The organism is Sulfitobacter sp. PM12 (assembly GCF_045586035.1).
Classification (GTDB): Bacteria; Pseudomonadota; Alphaproteobacteria; order Rhodobacterales; family Rhodobacteraceae; genus Sulfitobacter; species Sulfitobacter pontiacus.
Map to the genome: position 1 here is coordinate 1,696,313 of NZ_CP151529.1, position 23,768 is coordinate 1,720,080.

Consider the following 23,768-nt stretch of genomic DNA (forward strand, 5'->3'; position numbering starts at 1 on the left):
ATGACCTCCGGAATGCGCCGCCGCGTCGCGACCTTTGTGCTGTTTCTGATCACCGTGTCGGTCCTCTCCGGCGGGGTCTGGCGCTATGCCTATCTGCAAGGGCTGGACCAGCTGCGCGCGCGGGGGCAGGCGGATCTGTCGCTGGTCAGCGACCGTCTGGTCGGGCAGTTGCAGCGCTACCGCGATCTGGCGGTGTTTCTGGCGGATCACCCGCAGGTGGCGCAGGTGCTGGACCGGCGTCCGGCGGTCGAGGCGCGCGCGTTTTTGCAAGAGGTCGCGGATAAGACCACGGCGCTGGATGTGCAGGTACTTGACCGATCCGGCGATGTGATCGTCGCGGCACTTGGCACCGAAGCGGTGCGGGTGCCACGGGCGGATCAACGCTTTGTCCAGCGGGCCTTGCGCGGTGCGCTTGGGTGGGGGCATGGCCCAGCCGCGCCCTTGACCGACCGCGCCTATTTCCACGCCGCCCCTGTCTTCGCGCCCGACGGACAGGTGCGCGGTGCCGTTGTGGTGTCGACTGATCTGAACGGCATCGATTATGACTGGCGCGGCAGCAATCCGGCGGCGTTCTTCACCGATACCGACGGGGTCGTCCAGATCGCCAACCGGTCAGAGCTGCTGTTCTGGGCGCGTCCCCGTGCGGCGCAGGGGCTGGTGCCGCCAGATGGTGCGGCGCTGGATTTCGCGGTGTCTGACGTGCGCGGCCACGAGATCTGGCATATGGGCTGGGGGCCGTATCTGCCCGACGCCGCCTTGCATCTGACCCGCGCCTTGCCGGTGGTGGGGATGACGGGCGAGGTGCTGCTGGATATCGAGGGCGCGCAACGTTTGGCACGGGCACAGGCGGCGGCGGTGGCAGCGCTTTGCCTTGCCTTTGGCGCGCTGCTGTTTCTCGCGACCGAGCGCCGCCGCGCCCTGTCTGAGGCGAACGCGGCGCTTGAGCGGCAGGTCGCCAAACGCACCGCCGCCCTGAACGCCAGCAACACCGAATTGCGCCGCGAAGCGACCGAGCGGGAAGAGGCGCAGGCCGCACTGCGCCGCGCGCAGGCGGATCTGGTGCAGGCGGGCAAACTGTCGGCGCTTGGCCAGATGTCGGCGGGCATCAGCCACGAGCTGAACCAGCCGCTGATGGCGATCCGGTCCTTTGCGGAAAACGCGGTGCAATTCCTTGAGCGTGACCGCCCCGACCGGACATCTGAAAACCTGACCCGCATCTCGCAGATGGCCGACCGGATGGCGCGGATCATCCAGAACCTCCGGGCCTTTGCGCGGCAGGAAAGCGTGCCGCAGACCCGCGTCGATGTGACCCGCGTGGTCGCCAGCGCCGTGGAGCTGACCCAAAGCTATCTGCGCGACGCGGGCGTGACCCTTGACTACCAGCCCGCCAATGCCCCCGTCTGGGTGCGCGGCGGCGAGGTGCGCTTGGGGCAGGTCTTTGTAAACCTCATCACCAACGCCGTCGATGCCATGAGCAGCAGCGACACCAAACGGCTGAGCATCACAATCGATCCCGCCGACCCCGTGCGGGTGCAGTTCCGCGACACCGGACCGGGGATCGAGATGCCGGACAAGGTGTTCGACCCGTTCTACACGACCAAATCCGTGGGCAAAACCGTGGGCGGCGGTGCCGAGGGTGCGATGGGGGGCATGGGGCTGGGGCTGTCGATCAGCTATGGGATTGTGCAAAGCTTTGGCGGGGGGATCCGTGGCACCAACCTTGACGCGGGCGGTGCGATGTTCTCTGTCACGCTGGAACGCGCCGATACGGGCGAGGAGGGACAGGCATGAGCAGAACCGTTCTTTTGGTCGATGATGATGCCTCTGTCCGCGAGGCGCTGGCGCAGACGCTGGAGCTTGCCGATATTGATGTTGTCGCCGCTGGGTCGTTCGTGGCTGCCAAGGATAGGATCACCGAGCGGTTCGATGGCATCATCCTGTCGGACATGCGCATGCCCGGGCGCGACGGGTTTCACCTGCTGGCCTATGCCCATGAACAGGACCCCGACCTGCCGGTGATCCTGCTGACAGGCGAAGGCGACATCCCCATGGCCGTCCGCGCGATGGAGGCCGGGGCCTTTGATTTCCTTGAAAAACCCTGCGCCCCCGCCGCGCTGGTCACCGTGATCGAACGCGCACTGAAAACCCGCGCGCTGGTGCTGGAAAACCGTCGGCTGCTGCATATCGTGGAAACTGGCGATCCGGCGGCGCGGATGATTTTCGGGTCGTCGGATCTGTCAGAACGGCTGCGCGACAAGGTGCGGCGCGTGGCGCAGGCCAATGCCGAGGTGCTGGTCACTGGCCCGTCGGGGTCTGGTATTTCGAAGGTGGCAGAGGTGATCCACCTGTCCTCGCGCCGCTCCAAAGGGCCCTTTGTGAAACGTGCTGCCGCGGGGCTTAGTCCCGATGATGTGAGCGATGCGCTGCACGCCGCCTCGGGCGGGTGCCTGTTTCTGGACGAGGTCGCGCAGCTTCCCGCGCAGACCCAACTGAGCCTGATCGAAGCGCTTGAGCAGGTGCCCGATGTGCGTCTCATTGCGGGCAGTGCGCGGGAGCTACAGTCTTTGGTGGCGGAAGGACAGTTCCACGCGGATCTCTATTACCGGCTCGAGGTCATGACCGTGCGCATCCCGTCGCTGGCCGAACGCCCCGAGGATATTGCCACGATGTTCCGCCGCTACGTCGATCAGGCGGCAGAGCAGTCGGGCGTGCAGCCGCCCGAGGTGACGCCGCAAATGATCGCGGGGCTGATGGCGCGGGACTGGCCCGGCAACGCGCGCGCGCTGATGTCAGAGGCGATGCGCTTTGTCATGGGGGTCTCGGACGAGGTGACGCCGGATGCGACCCTCGGGCTGGCGGACCAGATGGCGCAGGTTGAACAATCCCTGCTGCGCGCGGCCTTGCGCCGTGCCGAGGGGCAGGCGAGTGCGGCGGCGCAGGCGCTGAAACTGCCGCGCAAGACCTTCTATGACAAGCTGGCCCGCTACGGGATTCGGCCCGAGGACTTTCGCAGCTAGCCTGTGCGGATTTTCGCACAACTGCGCTGCACGCTGTGCGGTTATCCGCACAGGCAGCGTGCATCGCGTTGGTTCGTAACCTTAACTAAATTCACCAACGCTTTGATAAGTAATATGTTTAACGCGATCCGCATCTTTCAACCTCTCTTCCTTGTGAGGTCGGCGAAATAACGCTCTAGTAACGCCACCGCATTTGGAACGACCGGATGCCGAGACTTGAAAAACAGTTCTCTGGGAGGAGACATCACATGAAATTCCTGACAACCACTCTGGTGGCTATGACCCTTTCCGTAAGCGCCGGTGCTGTTGCCGCGGCGTGTGACGATGGCGAAGTCGTCATCAAGCTGAGCCACGTGACCAATACAGACCGTCACCCCAAAGGCATCGCCGCTTCCTTGCTGGAACAGCGCGTCAATGACGAGATGAACGGCAAAGCCTGCATGGAAGTGTTCCCGAACTCCACGCTGTACAACGATGACCAGGTTCTTGAGGCGCTGCTGCAAGGCGACGTTCAGATGGCCGCGCCGTCGCTGTCGAAGTTCGAGCAGTTTACCAAGCAGTTCCGCATCTTCGATCTGCCCTTCATGTTCAAGGACATCAACGCTGTAGACGAGTTCCAGAACTCCGAAACCGGTGTTGCGATGAAAGAATCCATGACGCGCCGTGGCCTGCTGGGTCTGGCGTTCTGGCACAATGGCATGAAGCAGATGTCGGCGAACAAGCCGCTGAACGTGCCGTCGGATGCCAATGGTCTGAAATTCCGCGTCCAGAACTCTGACGTGCTGAAGGCCCAGATGGCGGCAATGGGCGCATCGCCCCAGCCAATGGCCTTCTCGGAAGTTTATGGCGCGCTGCAAACCGGCGTTGTCGACGGTCAGGAAAACACCTGGTCCAACATCTATGGCCAGAAGTTCTTTGAGGTGCAGGACGGGACAACCGAAACCAACCACGGTGTTCTGGACTACATGCTTGTGACCTCCACCGACTGGTGGGACAGCCTGGATGCCGATGTGCGTGACCAGCTGGCGACCATCGTTCAAGAAGTGACCGACACCCGCAACGCGGAATCGTCCAAAGTGAACGCCGAAGCCAAACAGGCGATCATCGATGCCGGTGGTGTGGTCCGTGAACTGGACGATGCGCAGCGCGAAGCCTGGGTCACCGCGATGAAGCCCGTCTGGGAAGAGTTCACCGCAGACGTCGGTCAGGAAAACATCGACGAAGCCCAAGCGATCAACGCCAAGCACTAAACCTGTTCTGCCCCGTCTGGCGACGGACGGGGCATATCACTTGCGTCAGGCCCCGACATGCCCCGCGGCGTGCGGGCCTGATCCACTCTCCTCTCACAGCGGAGCATTCCCATGTCACATGGTGTTCAATCTCATTCTGCGCTCGGGCGCATTGTCAACGAGCTTGAGGAAACGGCGATTGCCATCATCCTTGGTCTGATGACGCTTATAACCTTTATCAACGTCGTCCTGCGCTATGGTTTCAACACCGGCATCATCTGGGGGCTCGAAGCGGTGACGTTCCTTTTCGCCTGGCTGGTGCTGTTTGGCATGAGCTATGCGGTCAAGGTCACGGCGCATCTGGGGGTGGACGCGGTCGTGAACCTGTTTTCGCTGCCCAAACGCCGGGTGCTCGCGCTGGTTGCGGCAGTGATCTGCGTGGTCTACGGGGCCTTGCTGATGAAAGGCGCGTGGGATTACTGGGCCCCCTTTGCGGGGCTGGACGCCACCACGGGCCGCTGGTTCCCCACAGGTTTTGCCGATAGCCGCGATCAGGCGTGGTATGAAACCGTCGATATCCCCATGCCGGATTGGCTGCGCTTTATCGAGCCGATCATGAACGAGGGCGAAACCTACGGCAAACTGCCACGGTTCATCCCCTATTTCATGCTGCCCTTCGGTATGGCGCTGCTGTTGTTCCGTTTCATCCAGGCCGGTGTGCGTGTCTTTACCGGGCAGGCCACAGCGCTGATCGTCAGTCACGAGGCCGAAGATGATATCGAAGCCGTCAAACACATGAACGCGGAGTCCTGAGCGCATGGAAGTCCTTATCCTATTTACCATGATCGTCGGGCTGATGTTGCTGGGCGTTCCGATTGCCGTCAGCCTTGGCTTCTCGTCGATCGTCTTTCTGCTGGTGCTGTCCGACAGCTCGCTTGCGTCCATCGCGCAGACCTTCTTTCAGGCGATGGCGGGGCACTACACGCTGCTCGCGATCCCGTTCTTCGTGCTGGCGTCGTCCTTCATGTCGACGGGCGGTGTGGCCAAGCGGATCATCCGTTTCTCTATCGCGCTGGTCGGACATTTTCCGGGTGGTCTGGCGATTGCGGGTGTTTTTGCCTGTATGTTGTTCGCCGCCCTGTCGGGATCATCGCCCGCCACGGTGGTTGCCATCGGGTCCATCGTGATCGCGGGGATGCGGGAAACCGGCTACACCAAGGAATTCGCCGCCGGTGTCATCGCCAACGCGGGCACCCTGGGCATCCTGATCCCGCCGTCCATCGTGATGGTTGTCTATGCCTCTGCCACGGATGTCTCTGTGGGCCGGATGTTCCTTGCGGGCGTTATCCCCGGACTGATGGCGGGCACCATGCTGATGCTGACCATCTATATCATGGCGCGGGTCAAGAAGCTGCCACAGGGCGAATGGCGCGGCTGGGGCGAGGTCTTTGCCTCGGGGCGTGAAGCGGGCTGGGGGCTGATGCTGATCGTGATCATCCTTGGCGGTATCTATGGCGGTATCTTTACCCCGACCGAAGCCGCCGCGGTGGCTGCTGTCTATGCCTTCTTCATTGCGGCCTTTGTCTATCGCGATATGGGCCCGCTGCACGTCGAAGGCGAGGGGCGCAACCTGTCGCTGATGCGCAAGCCCTTGGCGCTGGTCACTGTCTTTTTCCACCGCGATACCCGCGATACGCTGTTCGAGGCCGGCAAGCTGACCGTCACCCTGATGTTCATCATCGCCAACGCGTTGATCCTAAAGCACGTGCTGACTGACGAGCAGATCCCGCAGCAGATCTCTGCCGCGATGCTGAGCGCCGGTTTCGGGCCGATCATGTTCCTGGTCATCGTCAACGTGATCTTGCTGATTGGCGGGCAGTTCATGGAGCCGTCGGGCCTGTTGATCATCGTCGCCCCGCTGGTCTTCCCCATCGCGATTGAACTGGGCATCGACCCGATCCATCTGGGGATCATCATGGTGGTGAACATGGAAATCGGGATGATCACCCCGCCGGTGGGTCTGAACCTCTTTGTGACCTCGGGCGTGGCGAATATGCCGATGATGAATGTGGTCAAGGCCGCGCTGCCCTTCACCGTGGTGCTGTTCATCTTCCTGCTGATGGTGACTTATATCCCGGTCATTTCGACTTGGCTGCCGACCCTGATGATGGGGCCGGAGATCATCACCCGCTAGCACGGGGTATTACGAGAGAAACGAAAGGCGGCGCACCCCATCGGATGCGCCGCCTTTTGTGTATGTCATGCCATGAGTTTATTTGGCAAAATGAAGATCAGGTGGCAGCGAGCGCCTGAAAGATCGGGATGAAATCAGCGGGTGTAAGACTCGCCCCGCCGATCAGGGCACCGTCCACGTTGTCGACCTTGAAGATCTCTGCCGCGTTGTCCGGTTTGACCGAGCCGCCATACAGCAGCCGCAGCGCGTCGCTGACATCCGTGCCAAAGCGTTCGGCCAGTTTTGCGCGGATGAAGTCATGCACCTCGCCGATCTGGTCAAGGGTCGGGATTTTGCCGGTGCCGATCGCCCAGATGGGTTCATAGGCGAGGACGGTATTCTCGCCGGTGCAGCCATCGGGCAGGGAGCCTGCAAGCTGTTCGGCGATGACATCCAGCGTGGTGCCGGAGCTGCGATCCGCCTCGCTTTCGCCGATGCAGATGATGGCGGTCAGCCCCGCGTCCCAAGCGGCCTGCGCCTTGGCCGCAACGTCGGCATCCGTTTCGCCATAGGCATCGCGGCGCTCGGAATGGCCGAGGATCACATAGGTCGCGCCGACCTCCTTGATCATCGAGGCAGAGATATCGCCAGTGAAGGCACCTTTCGGCTCTGCGTGGCAATCCTGCGCGCCGATGCCGACGGGGGTGCCTTGGGCCTTGGTCACGGCTGGTCGGAGGTAGGGGGCGGGCGGGCAGATCACCGCCTCTGCACGGGTGCTGTCCATTGCAGCGGCCACATCGGCCAGCATGTCGAGACCGGCCAGCGTGCCGTTCATCTTCCAGTTTCCAGCGGCAAGCTTGCGGCGCATATGCATATCCTTCATGTGGTTTTTCAAAGGGATACCAGCGCCACCCCGACAGGGCAACGGCAAGCTGCGGTCACGCCCCGCCAGCGCGGCGCGATACCGTTAGCCGAATTTGATGGATTCGCCGCAGCCGCAGGCTTCGGTCACATTGGGATTGCGGAACTTGAAGCCGGATTCCAGCAGCGAGGTTTCATAATCGATCTCGGTGCCGAAAAGGAACATCTGCGCCATTGGCGCGATCATCACGCGCGCGCCGTCTTGTTCGACGACCTCGTCATTGGCGTCGGCCTCGTTCACATACTCCATCGTATATTCCATGCCGGCGCAGCCACCCTTCTTGATGCCGATGCGCAGACCGGCGTGGCCGGCGGACGTCATCAGCTTGGTGATCTGATTGGCGGCTTTGGGGGTGATGGTGACGGCTTGCTTGCCTGGGATTGCGAACATGCTGAATACTCCTGTTACCGATAAGATAAGGGCTTTGGCAGGGTTTCTCAAGCGGGGGGATGCACAATAGCAAAAGGCCGCCCCCGAAGGGACGGCCCATGTCGTCACGCGCGATTGCGCCGGATCAAACCTCGTAGGTTACAGACCCATGCAGTTGGCATAGTAGGTGACGGTTGCGGGCCAGTCAGAGAAGACCCCCTTGACGCCAGCGTCCTGTGCCAGCACGTCCAGCGCAACCAGATAGTCGCTGTCGTCGGTGATGATGTCGCCAACGGATTGGAAATACCAGCCACCGCCCGTGGACAGCGGACCGGAGCGTTCGAGCGTCCAGGCGATCAGGTTCAAACCGGCTTCGCTGGCTTTTTTGGCATAGTCAGAGGCGGCCAGAGCGCCGTCTTTGTTGGTCAGCAGCATGTTCAGCGACGGGGCCAGATACTGCACGCCTTGCTCTTTCAGCTGGGCAAAATCCTGTGTCCAGGTGCTGGGGTCCTGTTCGTCGAAACCTTCGCTCCATTCCACGAGATAGACGGCCTGTTTGCCGAACTCGGGCTCTGCCTTGATCCAGTAAAGCACGTCATCCAGGTTGAACGACTGCGCCCAAACGTCCGAGGCAGGGATGCCCGCGGCTTTGTATTCGTCGATCATCTTCTGCGCATAGTCTTCCTGGCTGAAGCCGTCGTGGGGCATCTCGACCGAAGGGGACTTGAGCTCGGGGGTGAATTTCGCGCCGAGAGATTTGAACAGCTCGATCGATTCCGCGTGGGTCATCAGATCGGCACCGTCACTGTACAGTTGGGTGCGGAAGCTGGCCACGCCGCCCTGATAGTCTTCGGCGGTGGTGGCGGTGGCGTCGGCGCTGTCCATCTTGGGCGTCAGGGTGCGGAACTCTGCCAAGGTGATGTCCGAGGTGCGGCATTCCGCGCTGGCACCTTCTTCGCCCGCAGCCGCGGTGAAGCCGGTGGTGCATTTCTCGGCCAGATCGGAGACCAGGATATTGGTGGTGGTGTGCAGATCGTTCTGCGCGTGACGGCAGACCAGTTCGTGATCGGCGGTAAAGGTCACGTCGCATTCCAGAATGCCTGCACCCTGGCGGGCGGCGGCAACGTTGGACTGTACGGTATGCTCGGGGAACATCAGCGGCGCGCCGCGGTGCCCGATGGAGAAATCGGATTTGGACGCGGTCTGGCCCATGCAGGACGCCAGCTTGTCCTTGAGGTCGCCATCGGGAAGCTTGTCCACCAGATAGGCAGGACGGGCACCGTATTCGACAGGGACGGGGGTGCTGTGGGCGTCGGCCAGCAGCGCGGTGGGGGCCAAAGCCAAAGCTGTAAGGGCAGTTGTTAGTCGCATGATCGCTCCAAATAAAATCATCTGGCAGCGGTGTGGCTACCCTATGTTACAATGATGCGACCATTGCGTGAAACTCATGTAAAATCAACCGGGACGTGAAATGCGCCCCGGTTTCGGCCTATCGGCTTACATGAAGCCCAGTTCAAGACGGGCTTCGTCAGACATCATATCCATGCCCCATGGGGGCTCCCAGACCAGTTCCACGTCGACGGTTTTCACGCCGGGCAGGGGTTCGACCGCATCGGCGACCCAGCCGGGCATCTCGCCTGCGACGGGGCAGCCGGGCGCGGTGAGGGACATCTTGATGTTGACCTCGTTTTCCGCGTTGATGTCGATCGTGTAGATCAACCCCAGCTCATAGATATTCACTGGAATCTCAGGGTCATAGACAGTGCGGCAGGCTTCGGTGATCTGCTCGTACAGCGGATGATCCGTTGACGAGGGCGCAATCAGAGGGGTGCCTTCAAGAGGTTGTGTGCTGTCGGTCATCAGGGCCTCGCTCCTTTTTCTTATCGTTTATATAGGGATTGCAGCGGGCACCGTCCAGAGGGCGGACCCGCGATCCAATGCGGAACTTAAGCTTTGCGCTTGCGCACCGGCTGCGGCTTTACCCGCGCTTCGATCATATCATAGACCATGCCGACGATATCCTTGCCGGTGGCTTTCTCGATCCCTTCGAACCCGGGAGAGCTGTTGACCTCTAGCACCTTTGGCCCGCTGTCCGACCGCAGCAGATCCACACCGGCAGTGCCCAGACCAAAGGCCCGTGCCGCGCGCAGGGCGGTGTCGCGTTCAACCTTGGTGATGCGCACGACCTGAGCGGTGCCGCCACGGTGCAGGTTGGAGCGGAAATCGCCCTCCGCGCCGGTGCGCTTCATCGCGGCCACGACCTTGCCATCCACCACAAGACAGCGCAGATCCTCGCCCGCGGCTTCCTTGACGAAATCCTGCACAAGAAAGTTTGCCTTGAGTCCGCGGAAGGCATCAATCACGGATTCCGCGGCCTTCTTGGTCTCGGCCAGCACCACACCTTTGCCTTGGGTGGATTCCAGCAGTTTCACGATAAGCGGCGCGGTGCCTACCAGCGCCATGAGGTTCGACGTGTCCTTGGGCGAGGCGGCAAAAGCGGTGGTCGGCATGCCGATTTTCTTCGACGCCAAGACCTGATGCGCATGCAGCTTGTCGCGGCTCGACAGGATACCGGCAGAGCCGTTGACGCAGTAGGTCCCGATGGTTTCGAACTGCCGGATCACCGCACAGCCATAGGGCGTGACCGAGGCACCGATCCGTGGGATCACCGCGTCATAGCGCGGCAGACGTTTGCCATCGTAATGCACTTCGGGGGCCATGGCGTTGATCGCCATATAGCAACGGGTGGTATCGATCACTTCGACAGTATGGCCACGGGCCTCGCCGACTTCGACGAGACGCGAGGTGGAATAGTTGCTGGCTTCACGGCTCAGCACGGCGACCCGCAACGCGCGTTTGGGCGCGCGGTGGCGCACAGCGGCGGTATGGTAGACGTCATAGCTTAGATCCGGTTGCAACCGTTTCTCGGTGGGCGAGATGGTGATGTGATCTGTCAGCGCCTGACGGCCCAGCAACATGCGGCTGGTCATGCCCGCACGGTTGGTCAGGGTTACGTCAATCGGCCAGCTTTGGCCTGCGACATCCATCTTGGTCGAAATGACATAGCGCAGCTCTGCCTCGCCATTCGACGAGGTGACCTCGCGCCGGTCAATGATGGGCGCGGAGCAGGTGATGGTGATGTCTTCGTTGCCGGCCACAGGATGCACGTTGAACCGGACCTTGGGCTTGGAGGCGGGGCCAAAGACTTCGATGTCATGGGCGTGCAGCGCCGATGTGCGCGCGCCGGTGTCGATCTTTGCCTTGATCGCGGGAAGCCCCAATTCGGGAAGGGCGACCCATTCTTCCCAGCCAAACGTCAATTCTTGCATGTCACGCACTCCGGCACAGCTAAATCATCCCGCCGCCTAGCAGGTCGCCTGCGTCTACTCAAGCCACGACACGGGCTTCCAAATGGCATAAATCCCGGGGTCCGGGGCAGCGCCCCGGCGGTTCCGGCTGGACATAGCGCAGATTTACGGTGCTTCCATGACAGCCTTGTGGAACGCGCGGCTAAACTGCGCGATTGCGCCTATGCGGGGGACATCTTATAGCCGCAGTCATGAAAAAATTCTCGTTCGATCTTCAGGCCCGCGATGGTGCGGCGCGTACCGGTGTCATCTCTACCCCGCGGGGGGATATTCGCACGCCGGCCTTCATGCCTGTGGGCACGGCTGCCACGGTCAAGGCCATGATGCCCGAAAGCGTCGCCGCGACCGGTGCGGATATCCTGCTGGGCAATACCTATCACCTGATGCTGCGCCCCACTGCCGAACGGATCGACCGTTTGGGCGGGCTGCACAAGTTCATGAACTGGGACAAGCCGATCCTCACCGATTCCGGCGGGTTTCAGGTGATGAGCCTGTCGGGGCTGCGCAAGCTGACGGAAAAGGGCGTGACCTTCAAAAGCCATGTGGACGGGTCGAAACACGAACTGACCCCCGAACGGTCGATGGAGATTCAAAAGCTGCTCGGCTCCGATATCGTCATGTGCTTTGACGAATGTCCCGCGCTGCCTGCGGATCGCGCGCGGATCGCGGAGTCGATGCGGATGTCGATGCGGTGGGCCAAGCGCAGCCGCGAAGCCTTTGGCGACCGGCCGGGCCATGCGCTCTTTGGTATCCAGCAGGGCGGGCTGGAACGTGACTTCCGCGAGGAAAGCGCCAAGGCGCTGATCGACGTGGGCTTTGACGGCTACGCTGTGGGCGGCCTTGCCGTGGGCGAGGGGCAAGAGGCGATGTTCGGCTGTCTCGACTTCGCCACCGATATGCTGCCCGTGGACCGGCCACGCTATCTGATGGGGGTGGGCAAGCCGGATGATATCGTCGGGGCCGTGGCCCGCGGGATTGATATGATGGACTGCGTTTTGCCCTCACGCTCTGGCCGGACGGGGCAGGTGTTCACGCGTCACGGCGTTGTGAACATCAAGAACGCACGCCACGCCGATGACCCGCGTCCGCTGGACGAAGCCTGCACATGCCCTGCGTGCTCGAACTACAGCCGCGCCTATTTGCATCATGTGTTCCGTAGTCAGGAAATGATTTCGGGGATGCTGCTGACATGGCATAACCTGCATTATTTCCAGGAAATCATGGCGGGTATGCGCGACGCGATTGCGGCGGGGACATTTGACGCCTGGCAGGCTGATTTTCATAGCCAGCGTGCCCAAGGCGACATCGACCCGCTTTAGGAAAACCCTCGCGTGAATGGAATAAACCTTCCGCCCCGTCCTTGCGATGACGGGGCGGAAGGTTAGGTGCTGTAGACAAGAAACAACACCGCAAAGGAGTTTTCCATGACCGAGGCATTATTCACCCCCCTGAAGGTCGGTGGCATCGAGGCCGCGAACCGCATTGTGATGGCCCCGCTGACCCGCAGCCGCGCTGATGACGACAGTGGCGAAGTCGGCGACATGCACGTCGAATACTACGCACAGCGCGCCGGTGCCGGGATCATCATCACCGAAGCGTCCCAGATTAGCGCCGAAGGCAAAGGCTACATCAAGACCCCCGGCATCTACACCGAAGGGCAGGTTGCTGCCTGGAAAAAGGTGACGGACGCGGTGCACGCCAAGGGCGGCAAGATCGTGATCCAGCTGTGGCACGTAGGCCGGATCAGCCATGTGGACATCCAGCCTGACGGACAAAAGCCCGTCGCCCCCTCGGCCATCGCGGCAGAGGTGAAGACCTTTACCAAAGACGGTATGACCCCGACATCTGAACCACGCGCCTTGGAGTTGGACGAGATGCCGCGCATTGTCGCCGATTATGTCCACGCAACCAAGATGGCGCGCAAGGCAGGCTTTGACGGGGTCGAGGTCCACGGGGCGAATGGCTATCTGCTGGACCAATTCCTCAAGACCTCAAGCAACAAACGCGATGACGCCTATGGCGGGTCGGTCGAGAACCGCGCGCGGCTGCTGTTCGAAGTGCTGGACGGTGTCGTAAACGCATGGGACGGCGATCACGTCGGCCTGCGCCTGTCGCCTTTCTCGCCCGCGAACGGCATCGCGGATGATGACCCGCAAGAGACGTTCACCTACGTCGTGGATGCGCTGAACAAGTACAATCTGGCCTATCTGCACATGGTCGAAGGCTCGACCGGCCAGTCGCGCGATCTGGACAGCGGCGAAGACCTTGGCAAGCTGCGGTCGCTGTTCAACGGCGTCTACATGGCAAATAACCTTTATGACCGTGATATGGCGATCGATGCCGTGGCCAGCGGCAAGGCTGATCTGGTGGCCTTTGGCCGGCCCTATATTGCCAACCCTGATCTGGCAAAACGGCTGGAACTTAACGCACCGCTGAACGAGGGGGATACGAAAACCTTCTATGCCGGTGGCGAAGAGGGCTATACCGATTATCCCTTCCTCGAAGAGGTCGCGGCAGAGTAAGCTCGTTAAACGCGAAAAAGCACATTTCCGGCCCGTTTTTTGTCATTCGGGCCGGTTAACCATGGTTCTTGGCGGTTTTCGCGGATAATCATACGATCCGCGCTTGTCTGTCCGCCGGTGGCGGTTCATTCTAGGGCGACCCTCACGCCAGATGGCCCGCATACGAACGGATCACAGCATCATGGGGATTGAAACAGGCGGGTAGGGTCCCCAGATATCCTACTCAGAACAGGAGATGAACGAACGGTCGCCTAAGATAGGGGCCAGTGTCATCTTGCAGTATAAGGAAAAGAGCATGTTAGAGCCTCTGAACGCGTCCTACCCGGTATTGCCTTTGCGCGATATTGTGGTGTTCCCCCACATGATTGTACCGCTTTTCGTGGGCCGCGATAAATCTGTTCGCGCCCTCGAAGAAGTCATGGCCGATGACAAGCAGATCCTGCTGTCGAGCCAGATTGACCCCGGCGTGGATGACCCCGATTCCGATGGTATTTTCAACACCGGCGTCTTGGCGAATGTGTTGCAACTGCTGAAGCTGCCCGACGGCACCGTAAAGGTGTTGGTCGAGGGGCAGGCGCGGGTGCGCATCACGGAATACCTTGAAAATGATAGCTTCTTTGAAGCCTCTGCCGAATATCTGACGGAAGAGCCCGGTGACGAGACCACCACTCAGGCGCTGCTGAAATCCGTTGCCGAAGAGTTTGAGCGTTATTCCAAGGTCAAGAAGAACGTTCCCGAAGAAGCGCTGTCGGCGGTGACCGAAGCGTCCGAGCCTGCACGTCTGGCCGATCTGGTCGCGGGACATCTCGGCATCGAGGTCGAGCAGAAACAAGACCTGCTTGAAACCCTGTCCGTCTCCGAGCGGCTCGAGAAAGTATACGGGCTGATGCAGGGCGAAATGTCCGTTCTGCAGGTCGAGAAAAAGATCAAGACCCGCGTCAAATCCCAGATGGAGAAGACGCAGCGCGAGTACTATCTGAACGAGCAGATGAAAGCCATTCAGAACGAGCTTGGCGATGGTGAAGACGGCAAGAATGAAGTCGCCGAACTGGAAGCCCGCATCGCGGACACCAAGCTGAGCAAAGAGGCCAAGGAAAAGGTCGACGCCGAGCTGAAGAAGCTCAAGAACATGTCGCCCATGTCTGCCGAAGCTACTGTTGTGCGCAACTACCTCGACTGGATCCTGTCGATCCCGTGGGGCGTGAAGTCGCGCACCAAGAAAGACCTCGCCAAGGCACAGCAGGTGCTGGATGATGATCACTATGGCCTTGAAAAGGTTAAAGAACGCATCGTCGAATATCTTGCCGTGCAACAACGGTCCAGCAAGCTGAAAGGCCCGATCATGTGCCTTGTCGGCCCTCCCGGTGTGGGTAAAACATCGCTCGGGAAGTCTGTTGCCAAGGCGACGGGGCGCGAATTTATTCGCATCTCGCTGGGGGGCGTGCGTGACGAATCCGAGATCCGCGGTCACCGCCGGACCTACATCGGCTCCATGCCCGGCAAGATCATTCAGGCGCTGAAAAAGGCGAAAACCACGAACCCGCTTATCTTGCTCGACGAAATCGACAAGATGGGTCAGGATTTCCGTGGCGATCCCGCATCGGCCATGCTCGAGGTGCTTGATCCGGAACAGAACGGCACATTCGTCGACCACTACTTGGAAGTGGAATACGATCTGTCGAATGTCATGTTCCTGACCACGTCGAACAGCTATAACATGCCCGGGCCTTTGCTTGACCGGATGGAGATTATCCCCCTGTCGGGCTATACCGAGGATGAGAAGCGCGAGATCGCGAAACAGCACCTTGTGGCCAAGCAGGTCAAGAACCACGGTTTGAAGGCAAAGGAATTTGCCATTGAAGACAGTGCGTTGACCAGCATGATCCGCTACTACACCCGCGAGGCCGGCGTGCGGAACCTTGAGCGCGAAATCGCCAAGGTTGCGCGGAAATCGCTGACCAAGATCGTCAAGAAGGAAGCCGACGAGATCACCGTAACGGGCGACAACATCGAGGATTTCCTCGGCGTGAAAAAGCACCGCTACGGCTTGGCAGAGCTTGAGGATCAGATCGGTGTCGTAACCGGATTGGCCTATACTTCGGTTGGGGGCGAATTGTTGCAGATCGAAGCCCTGCGCCTGCCGGGTAAAGGTCGGATGAAAACCACCGGCAAGCTTGGCGATGTGATGAAGGAATCCATCGACGCGGCCAGCAGCTATGTGCGGTCGATCAGCCCCAAGATCGGGGTGAAGCCGCCCAAGTTCGACACGCTGGATATCCACGTCCACGTGCCCGATGGTGCGACGCCGAAAGACGGCCCCTCTGCCGGTCTGGCGATGGTGACATCGATCGTGTCAGTGCTGACCCAGATCCCCGTGCGCCGCGATATCGCGATGACGGGGGAGGTGTCCTTGCGCGGGAATGCGATGCCAATCGGCGGCTTGAAGGAGAAGCTGTTGGCGGCGCTGCGTGGTGGGATCACAACGGTTCTCATCCCGACCGAGAACGAAAAGGACCTGCCGGATATCCCGGATAACGTGAAAGAAGGGCTGACCATCATTCCCGTCAATCACGTGTCCGAGGTGCTGAAACATGCGCTGGTCCGCGAGCCCGAAGCGATCGAATGGGATCAGGAGGCAGAAGATGCCGCCGCAGCCGCCGCATTGGCCCGTCGCAACGCTGCAGGCGATAGCGCCACAGCGCATTAAGCATCGATCAAACCGACATCAGGCCGCCCTTCGGGGCGGCCTTTTTCGTGGGCACGTCCCCGATTTTCGCGCGGGGCTGCGTCATCCCCAAGCACCGCTGGATTTCCCCCGGTGGCCCCGCTAGGGTTTGGTGAAACCTCCCCAACGGACGAGACGTCAAATGACCACGCCCAAGAAAACCACCACGCCTAAACCAGCCGCACCCGACACCGCCGCAGCACCCGCTGTGGTCGAAGCACCGCGCCCTGTGATCCTCGGCCCCGTGATGCGCAAGAAAGAGCTGATCGACACAGTCGTCGAAAGGTCGGGCGTGAAAAAGCGCGATGCGAAACCCGTCGTTGATGCCATGCTCGCCGTATTGGGCGAAGCACTGTCGGACAGTCGCGAGCTGAACTTGCTGCCGTTCGGCAAGCTGAAAGTGATCAACGAGAAAGAGCTGAAAAACGGCAAGATGATCCGCGTCAAAGTGCGGCAGGTGGCACCGGGGCAGGGCGGCGGCGATACCGCTGATCAACCCGACGACTGAGGGCGAAAATCGCTTAAAATCTTCGGCGCAAAGTTACGACGCCCGCAGCAGCCCTTCACCTTGGTGAGGGGCTTTGTCGTTTCAAGGTCTTTGCCTTGCTGATGCCACAAGCCGCGCAGGCAATCCCTTGACATCAAACGCATAGAACCCCGTCGCCGTCGGCGCAGGTTGCGTTGGTAGAACTGAATTGTGGTGGTGGAGTGGTGGGTCGTGAGAGGCTCGAACTCCCGACATCTTCGGTGTAAACGAAGCGCTCTACCAACTGAGCTAACGACCCGGTAGCGCTCTACTACCCCAAGGTTCAGCCGGGGTTCAACCCCATTTTTGCCGCCCCGGTGATTATTTTCGATTTTTTTCTGACCCCACCCCAAATCAGCGGCGATTCACACGGTAACATTGCGTTTTCAAACGGTTTTGCCGCCTCTGGCAGATCACGACGGGGCGAATCCCTGCGCCTCCGTTGCCCTTGGGGAAGTCACCGCGCTGAAATCGGCGGATGACCGATAGACGGGCTGTGTTTGGCGCGCTACTCAATGCACAGTCACGTAAAAGGTGGGAGAGCCTTTTGCATATATTCAGCAAGCCCTTGCAGCAGCAAGGCACCGGGGCCGACCACAATTGCCGGCCCCATAGGAGGAGGAATTCATATGGCCGTTCAGATTGATCCGACCAGCTACCGTAACCTGGACATCAAGGCGCATGACGATGGCGTCTGGGTGGTGACCCTGAACCGTCCCACCAAACGGAATGCCTTGGACATCGACACGATCGAAGAGCTGGTCACCTTCTTTTCCGCCGCACCGCGCGCGGGTGTGCGTGCAGTGGTCCTGGCGGGCGCGGGGGATCACTTTTGCGCCGGGCTTGATCTGATCGAACACCATGACGAAGACCGCAGCCCTGCCGATTTCATGCACGTCTGTTTGCGGTGGCACGAGGCGTTCAACAAGATGGAATACGGTGGCGTGCCCGTGATCGCCGCATTGCAAGGGGCCGTTGTCGGCGGCGGGCTAGAGCTTGCCAGCTCTGCCCATGTGCGGGTGATGGACCAAAGCGCGTATTTCGCGCTTCCCGAAGGCCAGCGCGGGCTGTTCACCGGCGGGGGGGCTACGATCCGTGTGACCGATCTGGTCGGCAAGGCGCGGATGATCGACATGATGCTCACCGGGCGCGTCTATCAGGGGCAAGAGGCCGTCGATCTGGGCCTTGCGCAGTATATCGTCGAAGGGTCCAGCATGGACAAGGCGATGGAACTGGCGCGCAAGGCGGCGCAGAACCTGCCGCTGTCGAACTTCGCGATCTGTAGCGCGGTGAGCCATATGCAGAATATGTCGGCGATGGATGCCGCCTATGCCGAAGCTGTGGTCGCCGGTGTGGTCAATACGCAGCCCGATGCGCGCGCGCGCCTTGCGGCCTTTGCCGATAAAAGCGGCGCGCGGGTGCGGCCGAACGCGGAATAGCAAGTCGTATGGATCACGCGCGGGTGCTGCGCGTGATCCCGCTTTCGCTGCGGCCTTCGGCATAGCGGGTCAGGCGTTGTGCCAGCAACCCGACAGAGAGATGCAACAGCACTGTCAAACAGGCGAGCATGATCAACGCGGCGAACATCAGGTCGATCTTGGCGCGGCCATTGGCCAGCAGCATCAGATAGCCCAGCCCCTTTGACGCGCCGACCCATTCGCCAATCACCGCGCCGATCGGCGCATAGACCGCCGCCAGCCGCAGCCCCGTCGCAAGGCTTGGCAGCGCGTGGGGGATTTGCACGTAGCGCATGAACCGCAACGGTCGCGTCCCCATCGATTGCGCCAGATCGCGGTAGCCATCAGGCACGCGGGTCAGCCCGTCGTGAAAGGCGGATGTCACTGGAAAATAGATGATCAACACGGCCATCACGATCTTGGACCCCATGCCATAGCCGAACCACAGCGTCAGCAATGGGGCCAGCGCGAAAACCGGCACGGCTTGGGTAAAGACCAGCAGCGGCAGCAGCAAACGCTCTGCCGTTTTGGACAGCGCCAGATGGATCGCGGTGACAGCCCCCAGGGCGGTGCCGATCAGCAGCCCCAGCAGCACCTCGACGGTGGTGACCCATGCGTTCTCGATCAGCGTCTCACGGGCGCGATAGGCCGCCTGCGCCACGCGCCACGGCGAGGGCAGGATATAGTGCGGCGCGTCGGTCAGCAGCACCGCGGCCTGCCAAAGGCCAAGCCCCAGCAGGATCGCAAGCGGTATGTCGTATCGCCTCATGCAGGCACCCCCCGCAGATGGGACAGCAGCGCGCTTTGGCAGGCCCAAACTTCGGGCGCGGTGACGGGGCGCGGTACGGGAAGCGCGGGTGCGGGCCAGCTTTGCACGCCTGTGGCAGAGAGGATCAGGATGTGGTCGGACAGCCGCGCTGCCTCTGCCGGATCATGGGTGACCAGCAGCACGGTCCGCCCGTGCAACAGCTCTGCCGCGAGCTCTTGCATCGCGGCGCGGGTGCCCGCATCCAGCGCCGAGAATGGCTCGTCCAGAAAGACCACCGCGCGATCCTCCAGCAAGGTCCGCGCCAGCGCTGCCCGCTGCCGCATGCCGCCCGACAAGGCGGCGGGTTTCTTATGGGCATGATCCTGCAGACCGACCCGTTCAAGCATGGCGGAGGCACGGTCCCTGTCAGGCGTGGCCCCACGCAGCCGGTCGCCGATCATGATGTTTTCGATCACCGTAAGCCACGGTAACAGCAGGTCGGATTGCGCCATATAGCTGATCCGCCCCGCCAGCGGTTGCCCGTCAGAGGCGGTGATCGTGCCGTCAAACGCGCCGCCCGTCTCAAGCCCCAGCAGCAGCCGCAGCACCGTGGATTTGCCCACCCCCGACGGGCCGAGCAAGCAGGTCCACGCCCCCGCGGCCAGAGTCATATCCACGTCAAACAGGGGGCGCGCGTCAATCCGGTGTTGTCCCGTCAGACGCAGCGCGGGCGGCGGGGTCATGGCAGGTCCAGCCCCATCTGCCAGAAGCCGACCTCTAGCCGTGTGGCGGTGGAAAAGCGGTTTTGCAGTGCCGCGCGACGGGGGGCGGTTTCAAGGTCACCGATCCGCCGCGCAACCGCCGCGTCGACCATCGCGCCCACCGTCTGGCACAGCGCCTGATAGTCGGGGTCGGCGTAGGTCTCGATCCACTCGGCATAGGGCGTGTCGGCGCTGCGGGTCTGGGCCAGGCGCTGACCGATCTCCCCATAGCCCATGACGCATGGCAGCAGCGCCGCCATCAGATCAAGGAAATCCCCCTGCATTCCGGCATCCAGCACATAGCGCGTATAGGCGAGGTTGGCGGGGGCTTCCGTCGCGGTGAAAAGCGCCGCTTCGTCGATACCCGCCGCAGCGCAGGTGCGGATATGCAGCGCCATCTCGTGATTGACCAGCGCATCCACCGTGGCGGCGCAGGTCTTCATCTCTTCCATCGTTTCCGATTTGACCACCGCCATCGACCAAGCGCGAGAGAAATGAACAAGGAAAACATAGTCTTGGATCAGATAGTTCACAAAACAACGGCGCGGCAAGCTGCCGTCGCGCAACCCTTCGACAAAAGCATGGTGGGTATAGTCTTGCCAATCCGCCGCCGCAGCAGCGCGCCAAATCGCGAAGCTGCGGCCATAGTCCGGCGCGGTCATCGGGCGGTCACATCAATGGCGATGGTCGACACGGGCGAGATGTCGGGGATCAGGCCCGCGTCATGCAAGAACGTCTCGAATGTGGCGTAGCGTCCGGCATCCATCGCCGTGGGGCGCAGGGCGAAACGGGGCAGCGTGTCTTTCCACGCGCGGGCATTCAGCTCGTCCTGCAGATCGGCAGAGGTGGCGGCGAACACCTCCCAGCTTTCTTCGGGGTGGTTGACGATATATTGCGTCGCTTTCTCGGTCGCGGCCAGAAACCGCGCGATCATGTCCTTGTCCATCGTGTCGCGGTTCGCGACGTAGATCAGCTCGTCATAGGGCGGCAGGCCCTCTTCCTCGACGTAGAAACAGGTGCCATCGACGCCTTCGATATCCATCTGGTTCAGCTCGAAATTGCGGAAGGCCCCGATGACCGCATCCACCTGACCGGACATCAACGACGGTGACAGCGACCAGTTGACGTTTACCAGCTCCACATCATCCAGCGACAGCCCGTGATGGGTCAGGATCGCGCCAAGTACGGCCTCTTCGACACCGCCGACAGAGAATCCGACCTTTTTGCCCGCCAGATCCGCAGGAGAGGCGATGGGACCATCGGTCAGCGCCAGCAGGCAGTTCAGCGGCGTGGCCACCAGCGTGCCGACCCGTTGCAGGGGCAGACCTTCGTGGATTTGCAGGTGCAACTGCGGCTGATAGGAGATCGCAAGATCCGCCTTGCCCGCGGCGACCAGTTTCGGCGGGTCAGAAGGATCGGCGGGGGCGATGACCTCTACGCTCAGGTCCTGTTCGGCGAAGTATCCTTTTTCCTGCGCCACGATGATCGGCCCGTGGTCGGGGTTCACGAACCAGTCCAGCAGCAAGACCATCTCGTCCTGCGCCAGCGCCGGGCCAGAGGTCAGCGCCAGCGCGGCCAGAATGTTACGAAGTTTCATCGGTTTGTCCTTTCAACGGGGAAGGCTCGCCCATGGCGAGCAGGGTAATGGGGCCGTGCCAGTAGCTGGCCAGATGGGTCGCCGCCTGCCACGCGCGCAGTCCCGAACGGCAGGCGATCACCGCACGGGGTTGATGTGTCGGGCGGGGAGCGTTGCGGAGGAAATCGGGCAGGGTGATGCGCTGCGCTGTGGGTGTCGCGGATGTGGGGGCCTCATCCGGGCCGCGCAGATCGACGACCCAATCGCTTGCGCGGATCTGCGAAGGCGCGACGAATCCGAAACCGTGGTCAGGCTCCGGCGCGGTATCAAAGCGGAAGCCGCCAGAACGATAGGAGGCAAGATCAAAGCTGATCAATTGCCCCAGAGGGGACGGCGACAGTCCAAGGAGGCAGGCCAGCGCCATCTGTGCTTGTGTGGCACCGATCGTGGCGACAACCGGCCCCATCACCCCCGCCGTGTCGCAGCTCGCCGCGCGGTCCGGCAGATCGGGGAAGACCGCCCGCAGCGACGGCGCGCCGCCGCAGAACCCGCCGACATAGCCGCCAAACCCAAGGGCCGAGGCGCTGATCAAGGGCAGATCCGCGTTCAGGCAATGATCCGATAGCACATAGCTTGCTGCGAAGCTGTCGGCGCAATCCAGCACGAGCGTCGCATCATGGCACAGCTTTGCCACGGTTTCCGGCCCAAGGGTCACGGGGTGGGCCACCACGGTGCACGCGCTGTTGCGCGCGGTTAGGGCGCGGGCGGCGGCGGTGACCTTGGGCGTGCCGATATCGGCCTCGGTAAAGAGCGTCTGGCGGTGCAGGTTTGACAGGGCCACGTCATCACCGTCCACCAGCGTGATATGCCCCACACCGGCCCCTGCCAGCAGGGGCAGTACCGGTGCCGCCAGCCCGCCCGCGCCGACCACCACCACACGCGCCGCCGCCAGCGCCTCTTGGCCCGATGGGCCGACCTGCGGCAGGATCATCTGGCGGGCATAGCGGGTCATCGGGTTGCCCCCAGCCATGCGGTGATGCGATCCTCGGGCGAGGGGTTCAGGGTGATGTCGGTCACCGCCGCGACGCAATCGGCACCGGCATCAAAAGCACCCGCCGCGCGGTCGACGGACATGCCACCGATGGCCACAAGCGGGGTCTGGCCCACCCGTTCACGCCAGTCGCGCAGACGGTCCAGCCCCTGCGCGTGCCACTTCATCTGCTTCAGGATCGTCGGGTAGATCGGGCCGAGGGCGATATAATCGGGGCGCAGGTCCAGGGCGCGGGTCAGTTCGGCCTTGTCGTGGGTGCTGATGCCCAGACGTGCGCCCGCATTGCGGATGGCGGTGAGGTCGGCGCTGTCCAGATCCTCTTGTCCCAGATGGATAAAATCACACCCTTCGTCGAGCGCGATACGCCAGTGATCGTTGATGACGAGGGTACAGTCGTGCTTGGCGCAGATCGCCTTGGCCTGCCGGATGTCGCGCCGCAGGGCAGGGGCGGGCGTGTCCTTGATCCGCAGTTGCACCAGTTTGATGCCAAGGGGCACCAGCCGCTCCAGCCAGGCGGCGCTGTCGAAGATCGGGTAGAAACGGTCAAGGGTCATTCCAGAAACGCCTTTCCGATCAGGGGGGTAGAGGGCGCGGCCATATCGCGGGGCGGCATCGGGTCCGCCTCGGCGGCAAGCTGTCCGGCGCGGATCGCGGTGGCAAAGGCCTCGGCCATGGCGGCGGGGTCACCGGCTTTGGCGACAGCGGTGTTCAGCAGCACCGCGTCAAACCCCAGCTCCATCGCCTGTGCGGCGTGCGAGGGCAGGCCGATGCCCGCGTCGATCACCAGCGGCACGTCAGGAAAATGCGCCCGCATGGCGCGCAGCCCGAAAAGGTTGTTCAGCCCCATCCCCGACCCGATGGGCGCGCCCCAGGGCATCAGCACCTCGCAGCCCGCCCGCAGCAATCTATCCGCGACCACAAGGTCTTCGGTGGTGTAGGGAAAGACCTGAAACCCGTCCTCGCTCAGGATGCGGGCGGCCTCGACCAGACCGAAGACATCGGGCTGCAACGTGTCCTCCTCGCCGATGACCTCGAGCTTGATCCAGCGCGTGTCGAACACCTCGCGGGCCATATGGGCGGTGGTGACGGCCTCTTTGACGCTGTGACATCCGGCGGTGTTGGGCAGCACATGGACGTCAAGCGCGCGGATCAGTTCCCAGAAGTCCTGACCGGCGCGATCCCGTCCGCTTTCGCGCCGCAGCGATACCGTCGCCACCGCCGCCCCGCTGCGCGCAAAGGCGTCTGACAGCACCTTGGGCGAGGGGTATTGCGCGGTGCCCAGCATCAGACCATTGGCAAGGGTTTCTCCGTAAAATGGGCGCAT

22 protein-coding genes and 1 tRNA gene are annotated in these 23,768 nt (G+C 61.9%); 10 read left to right on the forward strand and 13 right to left on the reverse strand.

Annotated elements, in window-relative coordinates; translation table 11 throughout:
• The first annotated feature begins 12 nt into the window (after positions 1 to 12).
• The 5 genes from AADW22_RS08185 to AADW22_RS08205 all read left to right on the forward strand — a co-directional run bounded on the left by AADW22_RS08185 (position 13) and on the right by AADW22_RS08205 (position 6,440).
• A complete protein-coding gene (locus AADW22_RS08185; protein WP_306284743.1) occupies positions 13 to 1,791 on the forward strand; it encodes an ATP-binding protein in 1,779 nt (592 codons plus the stop codon).
• A complete protein-coding gene (locus AADW22_RS08190; protein WP_168592210.1) occupies positions 1,788 to 3,017 on the forward strand; it encodes a sigma-54 dependent transcriptional regulator in 1,230 nt (409 codons plus the stop codon). Before AADW22_RS08185 ends, AADW22_RS08190 begins: the two co-directional genes overlap by 4 nt.
• A 248-nt stretch (positions 3,018 to 3,265) precedes the next feature.
• Positions 3,266 to 4,267 carry a DctP family TRAP transporter solute-binding subunit gene (locus AADW22_RS08195; protein ID WP_005853033.1) on the forward strand — a complete coding sequence of 334 codons (1,002 nt, stop codon included), beginning with the start codon at positions 3,266 to 3,268 and terminating at the stop codon, positions 4,265 to 4,267.
• Between the two features lie 111 nt (positions 4,268 to 4,378).
• On the forward strand, positions 4,379 to 5,059 hold the full coding sequence (locus AADW22_RS08200) for a TRAP transporter small permease (RefSeq protein WP_037944057.1): 681 nt from the start codon (positions 4,379 to 4,381) through the stop codon (positions 5,057 to 5,059).
• A gap of 4 nt (positions 5,060 to 5,063) precedes the next feature.
• On the forward strand, positions 5,064 to 6,440 hold the full coding sequence (locus AADW22_RS08205; protein WP_009826801.1) for a TRAP transporter large permease: 1,377 nt from the start codon (positions 5,064 to 5,066) through the stop codon (positions 6,438 to 6,440).
• A gap of 97 nt (positions 6,441 to 6,537) precedes the next feature.
• Here AADW22_RS08205 and tpiA read toward each other — a convergent pair whose 3' ends face one another.
• The 5 genes from tpiA to rimK form a co-directional block, all read right to left on the reverse strand.
• Complete coding sequence (tpiA, locus tag AADW22_RS08210; RefSeq protein ID WP_407473451.1) at positions 6,538 to 7,287, reverse strand: triose-phosphate isomerase; 750 nt, start codon at positions 7,285 to 7,287, stop codon at positions 6,538 to 6,540.
• Positions 7,288 to 7,386: 99 nt separating this feature from the next.
• Positions 7,387 to 7,731, reverse strand: a complete 345-nt coding sequence (locus AADW22_RS08215) for an iron-sulfur cluster assembly accessory protein (protein WP_005853040.1) — start codon at positions 7,729 to 7,731, stop codon at positions 7,387 to 7,389.
• Between the two features lie 138 nt (positions 7,732 to 7,869).
• Positions 7,870 to 9,081: a glycerophosphodiester phosphodiesterase family protein gene (locus AADW22_RS08220; RefSeq protein WP_184582287.1), complete on the reverse strand. Its 1,212-nt coding sequence runs from the start codon at positions 9,079 to 9,081 to the stop codon at positions 7,870 to 7,872.
• 126 nt (positions 9,082 to 9,207) lie between these two features.
• Complete coding sequence (locus AADW22_RS08225; RefSeq protein ID WP_005853043.1) at positions 9,208 to 9,570, reverse strand: SUF system Fe-S cluster assembly protein; 363 nt, start codon at positions 9,568 to 9,570, stop codon at positions 9,208 to 9,210.
• 86 nt (positions 9,571 to 9,656) lie between these two features.
• Positions 9,657 to 11,039 carry a 30S ribosomal protein S6--L-glutamate ligase gene (rimK, locus tag AADW22_RS08230; RefSeq protein ID WP_037944061.1) on the reverse strand — a complete coding sequence of 461 codons (1,383 nt, stop codon included), beginning with the start codon at positions 11,037 to 11,039 and terminating at the stop codon, positions 9,657 to 9,659.
• Positions 11,040 to 11,269: 230 nt separating this feature from the next.
• On the opposite strand from rimK, the gene tgt reads away from it, so the two are divergent.
• The 4 genes from tgt (at position 11,270) to AADW22_RS08250 (ending at position 16,833) form a co-directional block, all read left to right on the forward strand.
• Positions 11,270 to 12,397 carry a tRNA guanosine(34) transglycosylase Tgt gene (tgt, locus tag AADW22_RS08235; RefSeq protein ID WP_009826806.1) on the forward strand — a complete coding sequence of 376 codons (1,128 nt, stop codon included), beginning with the start codon at positions 11,270 to 11,272 and terminating at the stop codon, positions 12,395 to 12,397.
• 105 nt (positions 12,398 to 12,502) lie between these two features.
• Positions 12,503 to 13,600: an alkene reductase gene (locus AADW22_RS08240; protein WP_306284747.1), complete on the forward strand. Its 1,098-nt coding sequence runs from the start codon at positions 12,503 to 12,505 to the stop codon at positions 13,598 to 13,600.
• Positions 13,601 to 13,895: 295 nt separating this feature from the next.
• On the forward strand, positions 13,896 to 16,307 hold the full coding sequence (gene lon / locus AADW22_RS08245; protein ID WP_407473452.1) for an endopeptidase La: 2,412 nt from the start codon (positions 13,896 to 13,898) through the stop codon (positions 16,305 to 16,307).
• Between the two features lie 160 nt (positions 16,308 to 16,467).
• Positions 16,468 to 16,833: an HU family DNA-binding protein gene (locus AADW22_RS08250; protein WP_407473453.1), complete on the forward strand. Its 366-nt coding sequence runs from the start codon at positions 16,468 to 16,470 to the stop codon at positions 16,831 to 16,833.
• A gap of 201 nt (positions 16,834 to 17,034) precedes the next feature.
• On the opposite strand, the gene AADW22_RS08255 is transcribed toward AADW22_RS08250, so the two are convergent.
• Positions 17,035 to 17,110: transfer RNA gene (locus AADW22_RS08255), tRNA-Val, on the reverse strand.
• 370 nt (positions 17,111 to 17,480) lie between these two features.
• On the opposite strand from AADW22_RS08255, the gene AADW22_RS08260 reads away from it, so the two are divergent.
• Positions 17,481 to 18,290 carry a crotonase/enoyl-CoA hydratase family protein gene (locus AADW22_RS08260; protein ID WP_009826810.1) on the forward strand — a complete coding sequence of 270 codons (810 nt, stop codon included), beginning with the start codon at positions 17,481 to 17,483 and terminating at the stop codon, positions 18,288 to 18,290.
• A 13-nt stretch (positions 18,291 to 18,303) separates the two neighbouring features.
• On the opposite strand, the gene AADW22_RS08265 is transcribed toward AADW22_RS08260, so the two are convergent.
• Genes AADW22_RS08265 through AADW22_RS08295 form a run of 7 tightly spaced genes read right to left on the reverse strand, consistent with a single transcriptional unit; the run spans position 18,304 to position 23,768 of the window.
• The gene (locus AADW22_RS08265) at positions 18,304 to 19,077 is read right to left on the reverse strand and encodes an ABC transporter permease (protein WP_005853057.1); all 774 of its coding nucleotides are present in this window, start codon (positions 19,075 to 19,077) and stop codon (positions 18,304 to 18,306) included.
• Positions 19,074 to 19,799 (reverse strand): ABC transporter ATP-binding protein, encoded by a 726-nt coding sequence (locus tag AADW22_RS08270; RefSeq protein WP_407473454.1) that lies wholly within the window; start codon positions 19,797 to 19,799, stop codon positions 19,074 to 19,076. Before AADW22_RS08270 ends, AADW22_RS08265 begins: the two co-directional genes overlap by 4 nt.
• Entirely contained in the window at positions 19,796 to 20,479 is a 684-nt protein-coding gene (gene tenA, locus AADW22_RS08275; RefSeq protein WP_064215803.1) for a thiaminase II, read from the reverse strand. The genes AADW22_RS08270 and tenA overlap by 4 nt, the downstream gene beginning before the upstream one ends.
• Positions 20,476 to 21,414 (reverse strand): ABC transporter substrate-binding protein, encoded by a 939-nt coding sequence (locus tag AADW22_RS08280; protein WP_005853063.1) that lies wholly within the window; start codon positions 21,412 to 21,414, stop codon positions 20,476 to 20,478. Before AADW22_RS08280 ends, tenA begins: the two co-directional genes overlap by 4 nt.
• Positions 21,401 to 22,423: a ThiF family adenylyltransferase gene (locus AADW22_RS08285; protein WP_037944070.1), complete on the reverse strand. Its 1,023-nt coding sequence runs from the start codon at positions 22,421 to 22,423 to the stop codon at positions 21,401 to 21,403. The genes AADW22_RS08280 and AADW22_RS08285 overlap by 14 nt, the downstream gene beginning before the upstream one ends.
• Positions 22,402 to 22,998, reverse strand: coding sequence for a thiamine phosphate synthase (locus AADW22_RS08290; RefSeq protein ID WP_037944071.1), 597 nt, complete (start codon positions 22,996 to 22,998; stop codon positions 22,402 to 22,404). Before AADW22_RS08290 ends, AADW22_RS08285 begins: the two co-directional genes overlap by 22 nt.
• Positions 22,995 to 23,768: a thiazole synthase gene (locus AADW22_RS08295; protein WP_005853073.1), complete on the reverse strand. Its 774-nt coding sequence runs from the start codon at positions 23,766 to 23,768 to the stop codon at positions 22,995 to 22,997. Before AADW22_RS08295 ends, AADW22_RS08290 begins: the two co-directional genes overlap by 4 nt.

Excerpts from the sequence above, each read along its gene's own strand:
- AADW22_RS08185 (WP_306284743.1), top strand. The coding sequence starts at position 13 with ATGCGCCGCCGCGTCGCGACCTTTGTGCTGTTTCTGATCACCGTGTCG.
- AADW22_RS08190 (WP_168592210.1), top strand. The coding sequence starts at position 1,788 with ATGAGCAGAACCGTTCTTTTGGTCGATGATGATGCCTCTGTCCGCGAG.
- AADW22_RS08195 (WP_005853033.1), top strand. The coding sequence starts at position 3,266 with ATGAAATTCCTGACAACCACTCTGGTGGCTATGACCCTTTCCGTAAGC.
- AADW22_RS08200 (WP_037944057.1), top strand. The coding sequence starts at position 4,379 with ATGTCACATGGTGTTCAATCTCATTCTGCGCTCGGGCGCATTGTCAAC.
- AADW22_RS08205 (WP_009826801.1), top strand. The coding sequence starts at position 5,064 with ATGGAAGTCCTTATCCTATTTACCATGATCGTCGGGCTGATGTTGCTG.
- tpiA (WP_407473451.1), bottom strand. The coding sequence starts at position 7,287 with ATGCGCCGCAAGCTTGCCGCTGGAAACTGGAAGATGAACGGCACGCTG.
- AADW22_RS08215 (WP_005853040.1), bottom strand. The coding sequence starts at position 7,731 with ATGTTCGCAATCCCAGGCAAGCAAGCCGTCACCATCACCCCCAAAGCC.
- AADW22_RS08220 (WP_184582287.1), bottom strand. The coding sequence starts at position 9,081 with ATGCGACTAACAACTGCCCTTACAGCTTTGGCTTTGGCCCCCACCGCG.
- AADW22_RS08225 (WP_005853043.1), bottom strand. The coding sequence starts at position 9,570 with ATGACCGACAGCACACAACCTCTTGAAGGCACCCCTCTGATTGCGCCC.
- rimK (WP_037944061.1), bottom strand. The coding sequence starts at position 11,039 with ATGCAAGAATTGACGTTTGGCTGGGAAGAATGGGTCGCCCTTCCCGAA.
- tgt (WP_009826806.1), top strand. The coding sequence starts at position 11,270 with ATGAAAAAATTCTCGTTCGATCTTCAGGCCCGCGATGGTGCGGCGCGT.
- AADW22_RS08240 (WP_306284747.1), top strand. The coding sequence starts at position 12,503 with ATGACCGAGGCATTATTCACCCCCCTGAAGGTCGGTGGCATCGAGGCC.
- lon (WP_407473452.1), top strand. The coding sequence starts at position 13,896 with ATGTTAGAGCCTCTGAACGCGTCCTACCCGGTATTGCCTTTGCGCGAT.
- AADW22_RS08250 (WP_407473453.1), top strand. The coding sequence starts at position 16,468 with ATGACCACGCCCAAGAAAACCACCACGCCTAAACCAGCCGCACCCGAC.
- AADW22_RS08260 (WP_009826810.1), top strand. The coding sequence starts at position 17,481 with ATGGCCGTTCAGATTGATCCGACCAGCTACCGTAACCTGGACATCAAG.
- AADW22_RS08265 (WP_005853057.1), bottom strand. The coding sequence starts at position 19,077 with ATGAGGCGATACGACATACCGCTTGCGATCCTGCTGGGGCTTGGCCTT.
- AADW22_RS08270 (WP_407473454.1), bottom strand. The coding sequence starts at position 19,799 with ATGACCCCGCCGCCCGCGCTGCGTCTGACGGGACAACACCGGATTGAC.
- tenA (WP_064215803.1), bottom strand. The coding sequence starts at position 20,479 with ATGACCGCGCCGGACTATGGCCGCAGCTTCGCGATTTGGCGCGCTGCT.
- AADW22_RS08280 (WP_005853063.1), bottom strand. The coding sequence starts at position 21,414 with ATGAAACTTCGTAACATTCTGGCCGCGCTGGCGCTGACCTCTGGCCCG.
- AADW22_RS08285 (WP_037944070.1), bottom strand. The coding sequence starts at position 22,423 with ATGGCTGGGGGCAACCCGATGACCCGCTATGCCCGCCAGATGATCCTG.
- AADW22_RS08290 (WP_037944071.1), bottom strand. The coding sequence starts at position 22,998 with ATGACCCTTGACCGTTTCTACCCGATCTTCGACAGCGCCGCCTGGCTG.
- AADW22_RS08295 (WP_005853073.1), bottom strand. The coding sequence starts at position 23,768 with ATGCGCCCATTTTACGGAGAAACCCTTGCCAATGGTCTGATGCTGGGC.